Origin of the sequence: Nostoc sp., from assembly GCF_036917755.1 — a bacterium.
Taxonomy (GTDB): Bacteria; Cyanobacteriota; Cyanobacteriia; order Cyanobacteriales; family Nostocaceae; genus Nostoc.
Genome location: NZ_JBALFC010000055.1, coordinates 52,868 through 69,137, shown reverse-complemented (window position 1 = coordinate 69,137; position 16,270 = coordinate 52,868). Strand labels below are relative to the sequence as shown.

Sequence of the window (16,270 nt, the reverse complement as noted above, 5' to 3'; positions counted from 1 at the left end):
CGAGAGTTCAGCCTTTTTATGACAGTAATCTGCTGTCGGGCTGGATTAGTTATTTACGGGCTGATTACCGTGATTCACTAATCAACGAATCGCACGTCCCTTTCAAACCGAATTTTTCAGCATAAATGCTTATTGACATAGTCAGTTTGAGCTTAACTTGACACCTATGGCAAGATGCCCACCCCACAAGAAGTAGAGTATTTTTTTATCTGTCAGCCCCTAAACATCAAAAAACCGGTCATGAAGACCGGGCTTTTGAGGAGAAACAATGGGGCTATATTCCCCGAAGGTTAGTTATAGAGGTTCAGTATAATATCGATGCTCTGATATGTACTACCGCCCCGTTGCGATCGATTCCGGAAAATTAGCGAAGAATTTTTGAGTAACTTTGCTTTATCTCCCAAAATACAGCAAGGCACTGACAGCATCAGCGTTTGACACTCCCCGCGATAAATCGACGGGGATTCTTGGTTCAACGAGACCACTTAAACTAGAGTCCTTGCGTCATCTAGACCAGAGGTGGGATTCTCCCCAAGCGTTAACTTTGGGTATGCCCTACCCTAATTGCATTGCTGAGGCAGTGCGTTGGGCGGCGAGCCACTCTTGTTGCAACTGCCGTGCAAGTCCTGTTTAGTTTGAAACAAATAGTCTCAAAATTCTGAGTCGTCTAGTTCCTATAAATCTTTTACCTACTGCTAGGAGAAAACTAGAACAATGCAGTAGAACCGCATAGATTTAATTGTCAAGGAACAGAAAACCCGCTAGGCAACAAGGTTTTTAGCCAGGTTGATTACCTTTCCTGCTAGAAGTAGTGTAGCGCATAGAGGCTACAAATGAATAGACCAAAAGTATACAATCTTAGGTTTTCAGATGAAGAGTGGACAAAGCTTAAAGCAAATGCCGAATCTAAGCAGATTACTCCGGCTGAAATTCTGCGTGATTATATTAAGCGATTGCCAAATACAAAGCCGTCGTTCTACGACGGGGCTTTAAACCCAATTTTTCGGTAAGATTTACAAATATTGATTTTCCGGCTTTTGCTGATGAATAATGCATTTAGTAGCTGGCAAGAATGGCTAACAGTATTCGCCTATCTAGGTTTTACGGTCTTTATTATCTGGCGCGTGTTTACCGCCCAGAAGAATTAAAAAAACTGCATATCATCTCACCAGGGTCTTTTTGCTGAAAGGCCAACACAGTTCCATCGTGTTGAACTTTGACTCGTTCACGGCAATTGTAAACCTCGACGGGTCTTTTTACTCCATCCCCACTAACGGCTGCCCTATATTCCCAATAATTTTTAGCACTTCGGTTGATGCTGAGAATGCAAATCTGGTGGCGTAGCCCGTCGTAGTCAGCGTAATTGCGGCATACAGATGCAAAAGCCGGATCTACCACTGAGAACACTAGTATCAATAGCAACATAAGTATTAAGCATTTAATCCTCTTCATAAAAAATTGTTTAACATTACATTATTTGGAAATATGATGAAATTTTTAAACCCTTTGAGTTGAGTCAATTACTTTTCCTAGTTTGACAGACCAGCGATCGCAACTCCCAAGCACATAAAATATGAGAGCAGTAGCAAAAAGCTCACAATACCATAAGTGCTATTTTTCGCTAAAGTTTACTAAACTTAAGTTGAACCATGCCCAAACAGCTCCTCAACTTTGAAGGTAAACATCTAAACATCTAGTGCGTCTGTTCATGTACCATACCCTAATACCAATTCGTAATATCCTGCGGGAAGCCGCACAAAGTGCGTCTATATAATTGAGAAACTTAGATTACACCTGGCTGGGTTTTCACCATTTGTATCTGTAGTCTTATTTTGGAGAATTGATATCACATATGTGCAAAAAAGTCAGTCTTAAGGACGATAAAATTGCGATTAAAAACAAATTCTGAGCAATCTGAGATTATACGCTGTTTTGCAGCAGTACTGCTTTTCGGTCAAGTGTGGCTACATTTACTCCAAGGAAAAACGTACTACCGCAAGATTCTGCAACATCTGGTGACTGCTGGGCCAGTTTCTATCTCTCCAGTTCTCCTTGTCAGTGGTTTTGCAGGAATGATTTTTACTATTCAGACGGCGAGGGAATTAGTCCGATTTGGGGCTGTCAATGCTGTAGGAGGTGCTTTTGCCTTAGCTTTTTGTAGAGAATTGGCTCCAATTTTGACCGCTAGTATTATGGCAGGACAAGTCGGTTCTGCTTTTGCCGCAGAAATAGGTGCAATGCGGGTGACAGAGCAAATTGATGCACTTTATATGCTCAAAACTGATCCAATTGATTATCTAGTACTTCCGAGAGTCATTGCTTGTTGTTTGATGGTGCCTTTGATGACGATTTTGGCTTTAGTTACGGGCATCTTCGGCGGAGTTTTTGCCGCATCACACTTTTACCAAATTATTCCCGAAACATTTTTAGAATCAGTGAGAGATTTTTTACAACCCTCAGATTTATTTATTATCTTGCTAAAAGGGTTTATTTTTGGAGTGCTGGTTGCTGTGATTGGCTGTAGTTGGGGGTTAACTACTAAGGGGGGAGCAAAGGAAGTAGGAGAATCTGCAACCAAAGCAGTTGTTACTAGTTGGGTGTCAATTTTTATCATGGATTTTTTCCTCTCTCTACTGCTGTTTGAACAGGCTGTATTTTGAACCCAAGTAAGTATTAAATAATTCGTAATTCGTAATTTGTAATAGAGCCTCCGGCACGCTACGCGAACGTAATTAAGTTTTGTAACGGACGCGAACAGCGTCTCTAAGAGTTGAGTGCTGTTGTGGGGAAGGTTTTCGACTCGCATTACTTCGGGGGATTTAGACCTCGCCTAACATACTTGCGGCTTCTCTTGTAGCCGGGGACTTAAACCCGCCGAAGTTTGTTGGAGAACAAGATTTCCGACTTCTTAAAAAAGTCGGCAATCTTTCGGTAAGGAATATCAATTCTGAAGTTTTGGCGCAGCCCACTTGATCACGTTAGCGGAATTTGGGAATATATTAACTTGTAGATTAGCGCACCCAAAGCTAAACCTCCCAATGAAAAGATAGACGCAGTTGAAAAGGCTAGCCCTTCCCTAAGACCCGCTCTTTGAAAGTCTATCCTAACTAATATAGTCGCGGAAATAATGAGTAAGGTATCAAGAAATATCTGAAACCAGGCAATCATGATAAAAAACAAGAAAGCTGCTAAGACGGCAACGCCGAAAGACCTGATATTTGATTTAAGCAAAATACTGTAGTAATAAGTCATCTTCGGCCAAGGAGCAGTCACCGTTACTATTAACAACAAGATAGCAATCACAGTTGCCAGCCATACAAACTGACGAGCATGTGTTTCAGATATTACCCAGCCCAAAGTACTGTAACTAAGCAGCACTAGCGCCAGGGACACCCAAGGAACTCTTTTCAAAATTGACATGGGTTGATATTCCTAGTACAGGGTCAAGGTATTATTCCATTACTGAATATACAGCAGATTTCAAGTTGGGTGTTGTACACAACGATTCGTCTCAAATCTAGGTATAAAGCCTGTTTTACTTCTGAATTCTGACTCCTGAATTCTGAATTCTGCTATATAACTATTGACTAATAGCTAAACAATCATTTTCTGTCCACCAAGCGTAGATGGGTGTGTCGCGGTCTGGTAAACCGCCAAAAGTATTAGGTTGCAACACATTGATGCTAATGCCATTTGTTAATTCCACAACATAATTAACGTGTGTGCCCAAATACATAACATTCACAAGCCGTCCTTCAAAACAGTTAGCTGGCAAATTGGGTGGATAAAGCGAAAGCTGTATTTTTTCTGGGCGCACACTCACTACCACCGCTTGTGATAATTCAGTTGGTGTATCTTCAGCGCGGCTAATGACAATTGAGAGTCCCGTTTTTGTCGAAATTTGCACATTCGAGGAGTCTACCGCGACAATTTCACCACTGAATAAATTAGTATCGCCAATAAAATCAGCAACAAAAGCTGTCTGGGGGCGTTCGTAAATTTGGCTGGGAGTGCCAACTTGTTCAATTTTGCCTTGGTTCATCACGGCAATGCGATCGCTCAAACACAATGCTTCTTCTTGGTCGTGTGTCACCATCACAAAGGTCACTCCCAAGCCTTTGTGTAAATTTGATAACTCAACCTGCATCTCTTTACGCAGTTTTAAATCTAACGCCCCTAAAGGTTCATCCAGTAGTACCACGGTGGGACGGTTGACTAAAGCCCTTGCTAAGGCGACACGTTGCTGTTGACCACCAGAAAGTTGATTGGGAAAGCGCGATCGCAAACTCTCCATTTTCACGAGTTTTAAAGCTTCTTGGACTCTAGCTTCAATTTCCGATTTGGGTATTTTTTTTAACCTCAGTCCAAAGGCGATGTTATCCCAGACATTCAGGTGGTTAAATAAAGCGTAACTTTGAAATACAGTATTGACGGGTCGGCGGTAAGGCGGCACATTAGTCATAGACTGACCCTGAATCAACACCTTGCCAGCGTCAGCGATTTCAAACCCAGCAATTAAGCGCAGTGTTGTTGTTTTACCACAACCGGAGGGGCCTAAAATACTAAAAAATTCTCCTTGTCTGACATCCAAATCGATTCCATGTACTGCTGGTTCTTGGTTAAAAAACTTGAAGACGTTACGCAGTTCAACATCAAGTGGCTGAAAAGTTGTTATCCCCCTCTGATTCTGCATGACAAGTTGAGCCATAATCCTCAGTAGAATGCCCTGATCTTACGTGATTTTGTCAATTGATCTAGTCTATTGAGCAGACTAGATCAATTGACACTTTGGTTTATTGTATCCGCCAAAAACAATTGTTTAAGAATATACTCGCTCGATTCTTTCATACTCATTACTGAGTATTCCCCCACCATAAAAGTATACACTTATGAGACATTCTTTGATCAAGCTAATATGCATTAAAATTACATCTAAGCAATTGCTAAAAGGCTAGCTAGGATTGCGTTTATTCATTTTAAATTTTGAATTTTGAATTGTTTATGTTCCCATCACTTGGCAGCAAAAAAGATACACGTACAGTTGGGCGTGGTTTTCAATCAATATTTTTAATCGTATTTACCCTATTAATGACCGTTGGTATTGAGGCTCGTTTGGCATATTTGCAAATTGTTGAAGGGCCAAAACTCCGCCAAAGAGCCGAGGCGAACCGAATTCGGATGATTCTCAAACAACCGGAACGGGGCAATATTTTTGATCGGAATGGCAAGCTTTTAGCCAGTACTCGCTATCCTAGCTCTGTATATTTGTGGCCGATGGCACATACTAAGCCTTCCTGGTCTGTAGTCGGCCCGCGTCTAGCGCAAATTCTCAACATTCCGCAAGATGAGATGGAAAAGAAATTAGAACAAGCAGGTGCGAATTCTTCTTCACTCATCCGAGTTGCTCGTGATCTAAATGAAGCAGAAATCACGGCATTAAAGGAGTATAAAAATGAACTCCCGGAAGTGGAAATTAATACAGATTCTGTGCGTTATTATCCCCACGGCAAGGAATTGGCGCATGTACTAGGTTATACGCGGGAGTTGACCGCCGACCAGTTAAAGGACAAGAAGCAGTCAGGCTACCGACTGGGAGATGTAATCGGTCAGATGGGGGTGGAAAAGGCTTATGAGAAAACTCTGCGGGGCGAATGGGGCGGTCAGCAGGTGGAAGTAGATGGTGCGGGTAGACCAATCCGGGTTTTGGGAGAGAAACAGGCAAAAGCTGGTAACGATTTACACCTGACCATAGATTTAGATGTGCAACAGGCAGCAGAAAAAGCTTTGGGAAATCACCGAGGCGCGATCGCGGCAATTGATCCAAAGAATGGTGCTGTTTTAGCAATGGTATCTTACCCCACCTTTGACCCAAATATCTTCTCCAAACAAAAACTCTCCCAGAAAGATTGGGAAAGCGTGCAAGGTAAAGAGCATCCCTTGATCAATCGTGCCTTGAGTGCCTTTCCACCCGCCAGTACTTTCAAAATCGTCACTACAACAGCTGGACTGGAATCAGGTAAATTCTCTCCAGACTCAGTATTACAGACCTTTGGCTCCCTGACTGTTGGGGGAGTGACTTTTGGTGAGTGGAACCACGCCGGATTCGGGCCATTAGGATTTCCCAGAGCGATCGCTATGAGTAGTGATACATTCTTCTATCAAGTTGGCAGAAAAGTTGGTGGCCCAACTTTAATCGAATGGAGTCGCAAATACGGATTTGGTCAAAAAACTGGCATTGAATTTCCCAACGAAGAATCAAAAGGCTTGGTTCCAGATGAAACATGGAAGCTGAAAGTTTTGAAAACGCCTTGGACTGTCGGCGACACTATTAATATGTCAATTGGTCAAGGCGCTTTGCAAGTCACACCCCTGCAATCGGCGATTATGTTTTCTGTCCCTGCTAATGGCGGATATCGAGTTCAGCCGCATTTACTCAAAGACAACGAAGAAGCAAAAAGTTGGCGCTCATCGTTAAATATGAAGCCGGAAACTATCAAAGTTCTCCGTGAGGGACTGCGGAAGGTGGTGAGTGAGGGTACAGGTAAGAGCTTGAACGTGCCGACAATTGCCCCAGCATCTGGAAAGAGTGGCACTGCTGAAGCTGGTGGTGGTCGCCCAAATCATACTTGGTTTGGTGCTTATGCCCCCAGTAATAAGCCGGAAATTGTGGTTGTGGCCTTTGGGGAAAATACTGGCGAGCATGGTGGTACTATTTGTGGGCCGATGGTTTTACAGGTGTTGGAAGCTTATTTTCAACATAAATATCCAGGTAAGTATAAAAAACCTCAGCCTGAACCATCAGAAGCTAAAACCCCCAATTCAGGACATGTGACTGGAGACTAGGAGAAGGAAGGATTAAAAATACATTTTGAATTTGGAATTATTTTGTCTTGCCCTCGCCAAACAAAAATGAGGTAAATCGTGATTGACGACTATATTCGAGCCACAATGACTAAAAACCAGATTCCTGGACTTTCTGTTGCAGTGGTGCAGCAAGGGATGCCTATTTTAGTTAAGGGCTATGGACTGGCGAATATTGAACACTCCGTTCCAGCTACTGAACATACAGTTTATGAAATTGCGTCTGTCGGTAAAACTTTTACCGCTACAGTCACAATGATGCTGGTGGAGCAAGGGATAATTTCGTTAGAAGATGCGATCGCAGATTATCTCGATTATCTACCCATAACGTGGCAAAATGTCACAATCGAGCATATTCTGTCTCATCAGTCTGGAATTCCCAGCTATACCGATGCCCCAAACTACTGGGAAATTACCCATCTTGATTTATCTAAATCTGAAATTTTAGCTCTAGCTACTCACCTACCCCTCAAGTTCCAACCGGGCGAATTTAGCGCCTATGACAACACAGGCTACTATCTATTGGGTTTGATCCTAGAAAAGGTAACTGGACAATCTTATGGAGATTTGTTGCAAGATCGCATTTTTGCTCCTTTGGGAATGAATGCAACTGTGATGAATAATCCCAGTGACATTGTGCCACACCGGGCTGCTGGCTATCGGTTGCCAAACAGCAAGCTTGTTAACAAACCTTACTACAGTCCCTCAGTCACCTATTCTGCTGGAGGTCAACTTTCCAGTGTAGAAGATATGGTGAAGTGGGAACAGGGGCTTTGTGGGGCAACTCTGCTAAAGCAATCAACCCTTGATAAAATGTGGACTCCTCATCCTCCAAATCAGGGTGATGATTGGGAAAAGTTGAGATATGTTGCAGGTTTAGGTTGGTGGGTATTTAATTATGGCGATCGCCGAGTAGTTGGTCATAATGGTTCGATATTAGGATTCGCAAGTAACATTACCCGCTTTATTGATAACAAAATTACCGTGATTTTACTTTGCAATCTAGATAAAATTTCCCGACCAGATGCGATCGCTAAGGACATCGCTGGATATTATTGTCCAGCTCTTAAGGAAGTGGTGCTTCAGCCTCCACTAGGAGAGGGCGAGAGGGAGTAAAACCAATGACTCTTGTCTCTCCTGACTCTGGCAATTTTAGATTTTAGATTTTTCCTTCAATCCAAAATCCAAAATTCAAAATCTAAAATCGAATGACTCCTGTCTCCTATGGCGATATCTTAGCGGGTTTCAAATTTCTGGCTTTGTAGAACATTTCCAAACTATTGCGATCGCCGACAAAACGCCAGTGCCAAGGCTCATAACTCACACCTTGAACATTATCTTTAGGAAATGACATTTCAAAGCTGAAACGCGCTGCATTTGCTTGCATCCACTGATAAGCCTTGGTATTGTCAAAGTTAGTTTGGAGATTAGTTGCTGGTACTGCTCCGTCTCCAATATCCACAGCATAACCTGTGTGATGTTCGCTATGACCTGGAGGAGCGCTGAGGGCAGCTCGTTGTGCTGGCGTCTGATTTCGTTGGGCACCGACAGCAAAAAATAACTGCTCTTGGTCTTTGACTGAGCGAAAGCCAGAAATAGGTACTAAAATTACACCTGCACTCCGCGCTGCTGCTACCATCTCCTCAAATTTTTGGGCAGCAGCTTTTCGCATTCTAATGCCCCTATTTGCGGAGATGGTTACTAGTTCTGACTCAGGGGCTTCTGGATATGGAAAATGCCCTAACACAGTATTGACATTACCAGATTCTGTAGTCGGTGTAGGTGTAGAACTAGTGACCGAGGGTTGAGAATCGACGGTTTTTTTGGGTGCCGTGAGGAAAAACAAAAAACCGCTAATTAAAGCCAGCAGGACAAATACTGCAACTCCGCCAATCAGCACAATTCGAGTTGGCAACCAAATTTTAGGTGTTGCATCAGGGGTATCGCGTACAGCCACTGGAATATCATCACCAAGGTCATTGGATGAGTTTTGCGGTTTTCCAGAAAACCCAGCCTTATTCAAGGGGAAACTCCTGTTTTTGTGGGATAGCCATAACAGATTTTGTACTGGACAAAAGTAGACGTAACAGCTAGCATTTTACATCTGTGGTTTTTAGGCGCAATCTTGATAAACCTTTTAGAACTATACGTCAAGCTGGGAGGATTAGTCCTGCTAGGTTTTATTGTGGGACGCAAACTACCTGTGACAGTTCCTACGCGTTTGGGACAGTTTCTGTTTTGGGTGGGAGTACCCATCAGCATAGTATCGTTTTTGCATCAATCTAGCTTGTCGGGACAAATTTGGATTGCACCTATGATCGCTTACCTAGCTATTTTACTAGGAGGATTTTTAGCTTGGTTAGCCATTAAAGGACAAGCCTATTTTAAAAATACCCTCCCCACACAATCAACTCAGGCTAGCTTGATATTAGCAGCAATGCTGGGTAACACAGGTTATCTTGGTTTTCCCATTACCTTAGCAATGGTAGGGAAGGAATACTTTGCTTGGGCGCTATTTTACGATTTGTTAGGTTCATTCCCAGGAACTTATGGCTTGGGTGTGTTACTAGCAGCGCGTTTTGGCGGTGGTGTACATAATTATTGGCAGATTGCTAAGTCCATCTTAATTAATCCTGCCCTGTGGGGTTTCGGATTTGGCTTGCTGTTTCGACAAGCGACAATTCCCACAGTCGCGGAATTCTGGTTAGAGAAATTTGCTTGGAGTGTCGTAACTTTATCTTTAATGTTAATTGGAATGCGACTGGCATTGCTCAAGTCTTGGGGTAGCCTACCACAAGCAGGGATGAGCTTGGGAATCAAAATGCTGCTAGTTCCCTTGATATTAGGGAGTATTTTACCACTGTTTGGATTAACTGGAGCGATCGCAAAAGTCATTGTCCTACAAATGGCCATGCCTCCAGCTTTCGCCACACTGGTAATTGCTGAAACATTCAATCTCGATCGCGATCTGGCTGTTACTGCCTTAGCTGCTGGGGTTATAGTATTGCTGGTGACTCTCCCAGTTTGGCTATGGCTGTTTTAGAATAAAGTCATCATTGGTAAAATAGCTAATGCTCCTAAATTTAGTTCTTTGGGCGCTTCTGCTAATCTAATTAGTTTATTAAGTAGAAGACTTGTTCCTAGTAAGGGTATGCACCAACCATTACTCAAGTATATTAAAGTAATAAAAATTAATGCTAATATAAATTTATTAATCACATTAGGCATTATATTATAAATTTTAATATGCAAGTCCATAATATTATTAAACATTAAATATCCTACAAAGGATAATGAGAGGCTAGTAGCAATAATTCCTACATTCTCTACATCATTAAATTGAATATGTAATGATCCAAGATTGCTCGCTAAAGCATTTTTATTACCTTGTAGTACTAGAAATATTGTCAATCCCAATGAAGAGGTTACTCCATCAGCAAATGCTTTTCTACTAATTATTGTATGGGGCTTGTCATAATCTTCTTCTACAGCTTTGCAAACTACACTTGTGGGTAATCCCCATAAAATAGAGCATAAGGCTCCTGCAAAAAATCCTGAAACTATTTCTACTCCTTCATGGAAAGAAGTAATATAAGGATCTTTAAGTTTGTCTTGCTTCTCTGTTAATGTTTTAAACAGCGTACTAGAAAACATACATGATGTCAGTACAAACATTGGTTGATTGATAGGTAGATTTGTGGCTACTAGGGCAAGTAAACATGAGGCTACTAAAGATGCGATCGCTAGTTTAGGATTCTTTGATTTAAATCCTGCAAGGATTAGCCATACAGCAAGTATTAAGAATATTGATAGGCATTTACCCAAACCATCTAACTTCATTTCACTTCCTTGTAGGAATATAATTAAACCTATACCTACAGCACTACCAATGAATTTACCAGACATTCCTGATGCTAATGAAGTTAAAATTAAACTAGCATCAGTTTTATATAATTCACTGGCATCTTCTTCAGAAGAGGAATTAAGCATACTTAAATGTTTCATTATAGAAGAAGTAGAATCTACTCCTATAATCAGTCCTACTGCAAAATAGGGGTCTTTTAATGTGGTTGCAAATAAATATGCAAACCCAATATTAAATGAAGGTACTAATCCTAGAATTATACCCAATAAACTTCCTAATGCAATTCCAATTAATAGCATGATTTTAGGTTCCAGTTTTAAATGTTAAGGTGATTAAGGATACTCGATGCTTGTTACTACGCTTGTAGATAGGTAGTAGTATACAGTTGCAGTTTTATTTAGAATGATTTGATTAGAATTACCTTCATCTATTTTCAGTTTTAGAGTTCTTGGCTCCATATAAATGGGCAATAAAGCTAAGGTTTCTCCGGTATAAAAGTGAGGTCTTTCTGTAATGTATGCAGTAATCTTAGTAGGTTTTTCTGTTTCCCCATTTGTATCTACTACTGTAGGATCTATCTCTGCTTCACCTATCAGGTCATACATTCCTTCATCTATGGTTTTAGCTTTAAACTTAATCCGAGTCCCAGTTTTGAGGTTTTTAAATTGGTATACTTTAGCAAATACTAAGTACACCTCACCGTAAAAGGGGTTCGCAAATATTCAGACTTGATGTTGGGTAACACTAAAGTTCTACCCAACCTACGAATAATTAAATTCCATACCCTTTTTGTGGTGTTCTGTACTAAGCTATCACAGCCTTTAGTGCCTTCGGTTAAGTTAACAGTAAGCTTATCCCCATCTTTTTTTACAGATGTTATAATGCCGCTTACGTAACCTGTATCTCCTGCTTTTGAACTACATAGAGTCATTCCTTGGGACTCTTTTTTAGGTAAGGTTGTACCTACTCCTAGAATTCCTATAGATATAGTTAGGAGTCCTAGAGCTAAGTACATTTCTCCATTAGATTTAGATTGACTCATCTTTATTTTTATCCCCTAATAACCAAAAAAGGTTTGCCAAAATGTAAACCTTTGTCTATTTAATTAGACTGTAGCAATTCATTCTTTTTTTGCATTCAGTAACTTTACTACAGTGTAATTAAGTGAGTAAATTTCTTTGAAAAGATGACTGAAACTTGTCTCAGAGACTATGAACGTATTTTGGATGAGGTAAAAGATATTTTAAAAAATGATGTCCTGTCAGCCTTAAGAAAACTAGACAAATAAAAAAGGGAAGAAATGATAATCCTTCCCTTTTTATCTTTATAGAGATTTATTCCTGTACTGGATGCTGCCCATAATATGGCAAAGCCTCTGACCAATTAGGACACTTGCCTTCTTGCCAATCGAGATTAGCTAATTCCAAAATACTTGTCACCGTCGCTGCTAACCCAGATTGGGCTTGAATCAGCTGATAATTAGTGTTCCAATTCGCTAAAGTTTCCTGCCATGTTTCTGGTGTCAAGACTCTATCTGACAAACACGCTCTTAGTTTAGAACCATCTGGCTCAAACTGATAAATAGCAGCAAAAATTTGACCTCGTTGTGCTGGCATTTCCACAGCGATAGTTTTGGGATTTTGACTTTTGCCTGCTTCTGACCAAGCTACCGCAGCCAAAGTTGAAATCGCAAATACAGGGATATCTAATTGTTGCCCCAAAGTCCGAGCAGTGACAACACCAATCCGAGTTCCGGTAAAGCCACCAGGGCCTTTTGCAACTGCGATAAAGGACAAATCTGCCCAAGTTTGCGGTTTGATAAATTCAATTAAATATTGATGTATTAAGCTAGATAAATCACGCCCTAAATTCCAAACTTGAGAGCGAGTCTCGCCTGCAAAATTACTAATTGCCAAACCCAATTCGGGAGTGGTGGTGTGTAGTGCCAAGGCGTATTTATTTATTGCAATGTCTTCTAGTTCTGTTGTCAAAGTTACTTAAAATATCTATTTTTATAGAGTTAACGTGATTTATTTAAGCATATAACATAGTGGTTCTCGGTTGAATGAGCTACAAGACGCTACCGGGTACAAAGGGAATTATGCCATATTGGGTCGTTAGTCTGGTTCGTCAGCCATTCCAGACTCGTTTAGCGTCTCTCTTCGCTTGTTAAACGTCGCTAGCAATTATCGCCTGTACCTTGTAAAGTACCTTCAGTTTTACGTTTTTCATTGAAAGCGGCGGGAAACTTCATCCCCTTGTGGGTGGAGAGGGATAGTCGCCCCGCCGCTTGGGGCATTGGGCATTGGGCATTGGGCATTGGTAACTTCTTCCCCATGCCCCATGCCCCATTCCCCATGCCCAAAAACTCCATCCCCTTGTGGGTGGAGTTTTTCATTTTTGGCAACGCTAGCAGTAGCAAGAAGTGTAGTGGAAATAGGGATGCTATAGGCGGAAAATCAGAGTTGAATTGTATTAATGAAGGAATTTACCTACCAATACATTAGGAATAAATATGTCAGACAAAATAATCGCATTAATGCCTACTTATTGATAATATTTTAGGCATTCAGTTTTCCCATTTTCTGCTGACTCGGTTTCACGAGTCTTTATATTTTTGAGCAAATTACTTCTAGTGGCGTCTCCAGTCTCAAGTTACTTTTGCTAGCTTAGTGATATAGAGTTTATCGCTCCCCAGTAAGCGCCTGGAAGCAAAAGGATTAATATGGCACATTTAAATCAGCGTCGATCGCAAAATGTCAACGGCGATTTTTATGTAGATACTACGTGTATTGATTGTGATACCTGTCGCTGGATGACTCCTGAAGTGTTTTCTCGTGTTGATGAACAGTCGGTGGTTTATCATCAACCAACGAATGAGTCCCAAAGATTAGCAGCCCTTGAAGCACTTTTAGCTTGTCCTACTAGTTCTATTGGCACAGTTGAGAAACCTAAAGATATCAAAGTTGCTCAACAAAAGTTTCCAATATTAGTAGCGGAAAATGTTTACCACTGCGGCTATCATTCGGAAAAATCTTACGGTGCTACTAGTTATTTAATTGAACTTCCAGAAGGTAACATTTTGGTGGATTCTCCCCGGTTTACGCCGCCTTTAGTCAAGCGTTTAGAAGAACTGGGGCCAATTCGTTATATGTACCTAACTCATAAGGATGATGTGGCAGATCATCAAAAGTTTGCCGAGCATTTTCAGTGCGATCGCATCCTCCACATCGATGATATTTCTGCGGATACTCGCAATGTGGAAATACAGCTAACTGGTTCTGAACCATTTACTTTGACTCCAGATTTATTAATTATCCCAGTTCCCGGTCACACCAAAGGGCAAACTGTTCTACTTTATAAAAATAAATTTCTGTTTACTGGCGACCATCTCGCTTGGTCAGAAAGCTTGCATCAACTGGCTGCATTCCACGGTGCCTGCTGGTATTCTTGGTCAGAACAGACTAAATCAATGCGTAACTTGGCTAATTACTCTTTTGAGTGGGTGCTACCAGGTCATGGACGAAGGTTTCATGCTGATCGAGAAACCATGCGCCAGCAGATGCACAAGTGTATTGAGTTGATGGAATCTTTGGATTGACTTAAATAACTGACTTTTCATGTGATATCAAAAGTCCACGAAAAACCTAATCCCCTAATCCCCTTCCCGACGCTCTAAGGGGGAAAACTCAAAGTCTCTCTCCTTTTAGGAGAGAGATTTAGAGAGAGGTCAGACTATATTGCATACAAACGAGCGATCGCTATAATCTGGGTTTTACCACCCTTTTAACCAAACACAGATTATGAAAAAGCTGATCAACAAGCCAGAAGACTTTGTGCAGGAAAGTCTAGAAGGTCTGGCGGTGGCTCATTCCGATTTAATTAAACTGAATTATGATCCCGCTTTTGTCTATCGAGCCGATGCACCTATACAGGGTAAAGTAGCAATTATTTCTGGTGGTGGCAGTGGACATGAACCAATGCACGCTGGCTTCGTGGGTAAAGGAATGCTTGATGCCGCTTGTCCTGGTGAGGTTTTTACTTCACCTACTCCTGACCAAATGCTAGCAGCTGCCAAGCAAGTAAATGGAGGCTCTGGTATCCTTTATATCGTCAAAAATTACAGTGGCGATGTCATGAACTTTGAAATGGCAACGGAGTTAGCCCGTGGTGAGGGTATTCGATCGCTAAATATTTTGATTGATGACGATGTGGCTGTGAAAGATAGCCTCTATACCCAAGGACGCCGGGGTGTGGGAACAACAATACTGGCAGAAAAAATTTGTGGCGCAGCCGCAGAGATGGGGTATGATTTGCCACAAATAGCAAATTTATGTCGTCGAGTAAATCTGAATGGGCGGAGTATGGGAATTGCTCTAACATCTTGTACAGTTCCCGCTAATGGAACGCCGACATTTGAATTGAGCGATCGCGAAATTGAATTAGGTATCGGTATTCACGGTGAACCAGGAATAGAACGCACAGCCATAAAATCAGTAGATGATCTCACCAAAATTTTGACGCGATCGCTCATTGAGGATACAGCATACAGCCGTATACTACGCGAGTGGGATGAAGACAAAGGAGAATGGGTAGATGTAGAACTGATAAATCTCCCATTTGCAAAAGGCGATCGCCTGTTAGCTTTTGTCAATAGTATGGGTGGAACTCCGGTTTCCGAGCTGTATATTGTTTACCGCAAACTCGCCCAAATTTGCGAACAGCAAGGATTACAAATTGTGCGAAACTTGATTGGGCCTTATATTACATCTCTAGAAATGCAAGGTTGCTCCATTACCCTGCTGAAATTAGATGATGAGATGATCCGGTTATGGGATGCACCAGTAAAAACACCAAGTTGGCGCTGGGGAATTTAACTAATTACGAATTATGTTGATATGGTGAGTCAGGCGCAGATATTACAATGGTTGCAGGCATTTGCGACTGAGATAGAGCAAAACAAAGCATATTTGACAGAATTAGATGCTGCGATCGGAGATGCAGACCACGGGATCAATATGGATCGGGGCTTCAAAAAGGCGATCGCTCAGTTACCAACTTTTGCAGACAAGGACATCGGTAACATTCTCAAAGCCGTGAGTATGACCTTGATTTCTTCTATTGGCGGTGCCAGTGGTCCTCTTTATGGCACCTGGTTTTTACGAGCAAGTACAGCAGTAATTGGTAAGCAAGAATTAACACAACAAGATGTTTTAGGAATACTCCAAGCAGGCTTAGACGGCGTGCTGCAACGTGGCAAAGCGCAACTAGGAGACAAAACAATGGTGGATGTGCTATCTCCGGCTGTAGCCGCTTTTAGGCAAGCTGTAGGAGAAAGTAAGGGAACGCTGGAAGCTATGCAACAGGCTGTAGCAGCAGCCCAAATAGGCTTGCAGGAAACTATACCGATGCAAGCGAAAAAGGGACGCGCTAGCTATCTCGGAGAACGGAGTATCGGACATCAAGATCCCGGAGGGACTTCTGCTTATTTGATGTTGAAGAGTTTGTTACGGGTGTTAAAAAGTTCTAAGTAAAAACCTTTGT

At 41.6% G+C, this 16,270-nt stretch carries 17 protein-coding genes; 8 read left to right on the top strand and 9 right to left on the bottom strand.

Annotated features, from left to right (window positions below; all coding sequences use genetic code 11):
* The first annotated feature begins 833 nt into the window (after positions 1-833).
* Entirely contained in the window at positions 834-1,010 is a 177-nt protein-coding gene (locus V7L05_RS13765; protein WP_335164687.1) for a hypothetical protein, read from the top strand.
* 118 nt (positions 1,011-1,128) lie between these two features.
* Here V7L05_RS13765 and V7L05_RS13760 read toward each other — a convergent pair whose 3' ends face one another.
* Positions 1,129-1,425 (bottom strand): hypothetical protein, encoded by a 297-nt coding sequence (locus V7L05_RS13760; protein WP_335164686.1) that lies wholly within the window; start codon positions 1,423-1,425, stop codon positions 1,129-1,131.
* A gap of 461 nt (positions 1,426-1,886) precedes the next feature.
* On the opposite strand from V7L05_RS13760, the gene V7L05_RS13755 reads away from it, so the two are divergent.
* Positions 1,887-2,660, top strand: coding sequence for an MlaE family ABC transporter permease (locus V7L05_RS13755; RefSeq protein WP_335164685.1), 774 nt, complete (start codon positions 1,887-1,889; stop codon positions 2,658-2,660).
* Between the two features lie 313 nt (positions 2,661-2,973).
* Here V7L05_RS13755 and V7L05_RS13750 read toward each other — a convergent pair whose 3' ends face one another.
* Together V7L05_RS13750 and V7L05_RS13745 are read right to left on the bottom strand one after the other, a co-directional pair.
* Entirely contained in the window at positions 2,974-3,420 is a 447-nt protein-coding gene (locus V7L05_RS13750; protein ID WP_335164684.1) for a hypothetical protein, read from the bottom strand.
* A 160-nt stretch (positions 3,421-3,580) separates the two neighbouring features.
* Positions 3,581-4,708 carry an ABC transporter ATP-binding protein gene (locus tag V7L05_RS13745; RefSeq protein ID WP_335164683.1) on the bottom strand — a complete coding sequence of 376 codons (1,128 nt, stop codon included), beginning with the start codon at positions 4,706-4,708 and terminating at the stop codon, positions 3,581-3,583.
* A 293-nt stretch (positions 4,709-5,001) separates the two neighbouring features.
* Here V7L05_RS13745 and mrdA point away from each other — a divergent pair, with 293 nt between their 5' ends.
* Together mrdA and V7L05_RS13735 are read left to right on the top strand one after the other, a co-directional pair.
* Positions 5,002-6,843 carry a penicillin-binding protein 2 gene (gene mrdA, locus V7L05_RS13740; RefSeq protein ID WP_335164682.1) on the top strand — a complete coding sequence of 614 codons (1,842 nt, stop codon included), beginning with the start codon at positions 5,002-5,004 and terminating at the stop codon, positions 6,841-6,843.
* A 78-nt stretch (positions 6,844-6,921) separates the two neighbouring features.
* The gene (locus V7L05_RS13735; protein ID WP_335164681.1) at positions 6,922-7,977 is read left to right on the top strand and encodes a serine hydrolase domain-containing protein; all 1,056 of its coding nucleotides are present in this window, start codon (positions 6,922-6,924) and stop codon (positions 7,975-7,977) included.
* A gap of 106 nt (positions 7,978-8,083) precedes the next feature.
* On the opposite strand, the gene V7L05_RS13730 is transcribed toward V7L05_RS13735, so the two are convergent.
* Positions 8,084-8,884 (bottom strand): M15 family metallopeptidase, encoded by an 801-nt coding sequence (locus V7L05_RS13730; RefSeq protein WP_335164680.1) that lies wholly within the window; start codon positions 8,882-8,884, stop codon positions 8,084-8,086.
* Between the two features lie 102 nt (positions 8,885-8,986).
* Here V7L05_RS13730 and V7L05_RS13725 point away from each other — a divergent pair, with 102 nt between their 5' ends.
* Positions 8,987-9,904, top strand: a complete 918-nt coding sequence (locus tag V7L05_RS13725; protein ID WP_335164690.1) for an AEC family transporter — start codon at positions 8,987-8,989, stop codon at positions 9,902-9,904.
* Here V7L05_RS13725 and V7L05_RS13720 read toward each other — a convergent pair.
* From V7L05_RS13720 to V7L05_RS13700, 5 genes are all read right to left on the bottom strand, one after another.
* On the bottom strand, positions 9,901-11,025 hold the full coding sequence (locus V7L05_RS13720; protein WP_335164679.1) for a hypothetical protein: 1,125 nt from the start codon (positions 11,023-11,025) through the stop codon (positions 9,901-9,903). The two genes, V7L05_RS13725 and V7L05_RS13720, sit on opposite strands and share 4 nt — an antisense overlap.
* Positions 11,026-11,058: 33 nt before the next feature.
* On the bottom strand, positions 11,059-11,421 hold the full coding sequence (locus V7L05_RS13715; RefSeq protein WP_335164678.1) for a hypothetical protein: 363 nt from the start codon (positions 11,419-11,421) through the stop codon (positions 11,059-11,061).
* Positions 11,412-11,768 carry a hypothetical protein gene (locus V7L05_RS13710; RefSeq protein ID WP_335164677.1) on the bottom strand — a complete coding sequence of 119 codons (357 nt, stop codon included), beginning with the start codon at positions 11,766-11,768 and terminating at the stop codon, positions 11,412-11,414. The genes V7L05_RS13715 and V7L05_RS13710 overlap by 10 nt, the downstream gene beginning before the upstream one ends.
* 292 nt (positions 11,769-12,060) lie before the next feature.
* Entirely contained in the window at positions 12,061-12,717 is a 657-nt protein-coding gene (gene tsaB / locus V7L05_RS13705; RefSeq protein ID WP_335164676.1) for a tRNA (adenosine(37)-N6)-threonylcarbamoyltransferase complex dimerization subunit type 1 TsaB, read from the bottom strand.
* Between the two features lie 188 nt (positions 12,718-12,905).
* Positions 12,906-13,124, bottom strand: coding sequence for a hypothetical protein (locus V7L05_RS13700; protein ID WP_335164675.1), 219 nt, complete (start codon positions 13,122-13,124; stop codon positions 12,906-12,908).
* Between the two features lie 327 nt (positions 13,125-13,451).
* On the opposite strand from V7L05_RS13700, the gene V7L05_RS13695 reads away from it, so the two are divergent.
* The 3 genes from V7L05_RS13695 (at position 13,452) to dhaL (ending at position 16,260) form a co-directional block, all read left to right on the top strand.
* Positions 13,452-14,327 (top strand): MBL fold metallo-hydrolase, encoded by an 876-nt coding sequence (locus tag V7L05_RS13695; RefSeq protein WP_335164674.1) that lies wholly within the window; start codon positions 13,452-13,454, stop codon positions 14,325-14,327.
* Between the two features lie 202 nt (positions 14,328-14,529).
* Complete coding sequence (gene dhaK / locus V7L05_RS13690) at positions 14,530-15,603, top strand: dihydroxyacetone kinase subunit DhaK (RefSeq protein ID WP_335164673.1); 1,074 nt, start codon at positions 14,530-14,532, stop codon at positions 15,601-15,603.
* A gap of 21 nt (positions 15,604-15,624) precedes the next feature.
* Positions 15,625-16,260, top strand: coding sequence for a dihydroxyacetone kinase subunit DhaL (dhaL, locus tag V7L05_RS13685; protein WP_335164672.1), 636 nt, complete (start codon positions 15,625-15,627; stop codon positions 16,258-16,260).
* The last annotated feature ends 10 nt before the right edge of the window (positions 16,261-16,270 follow it).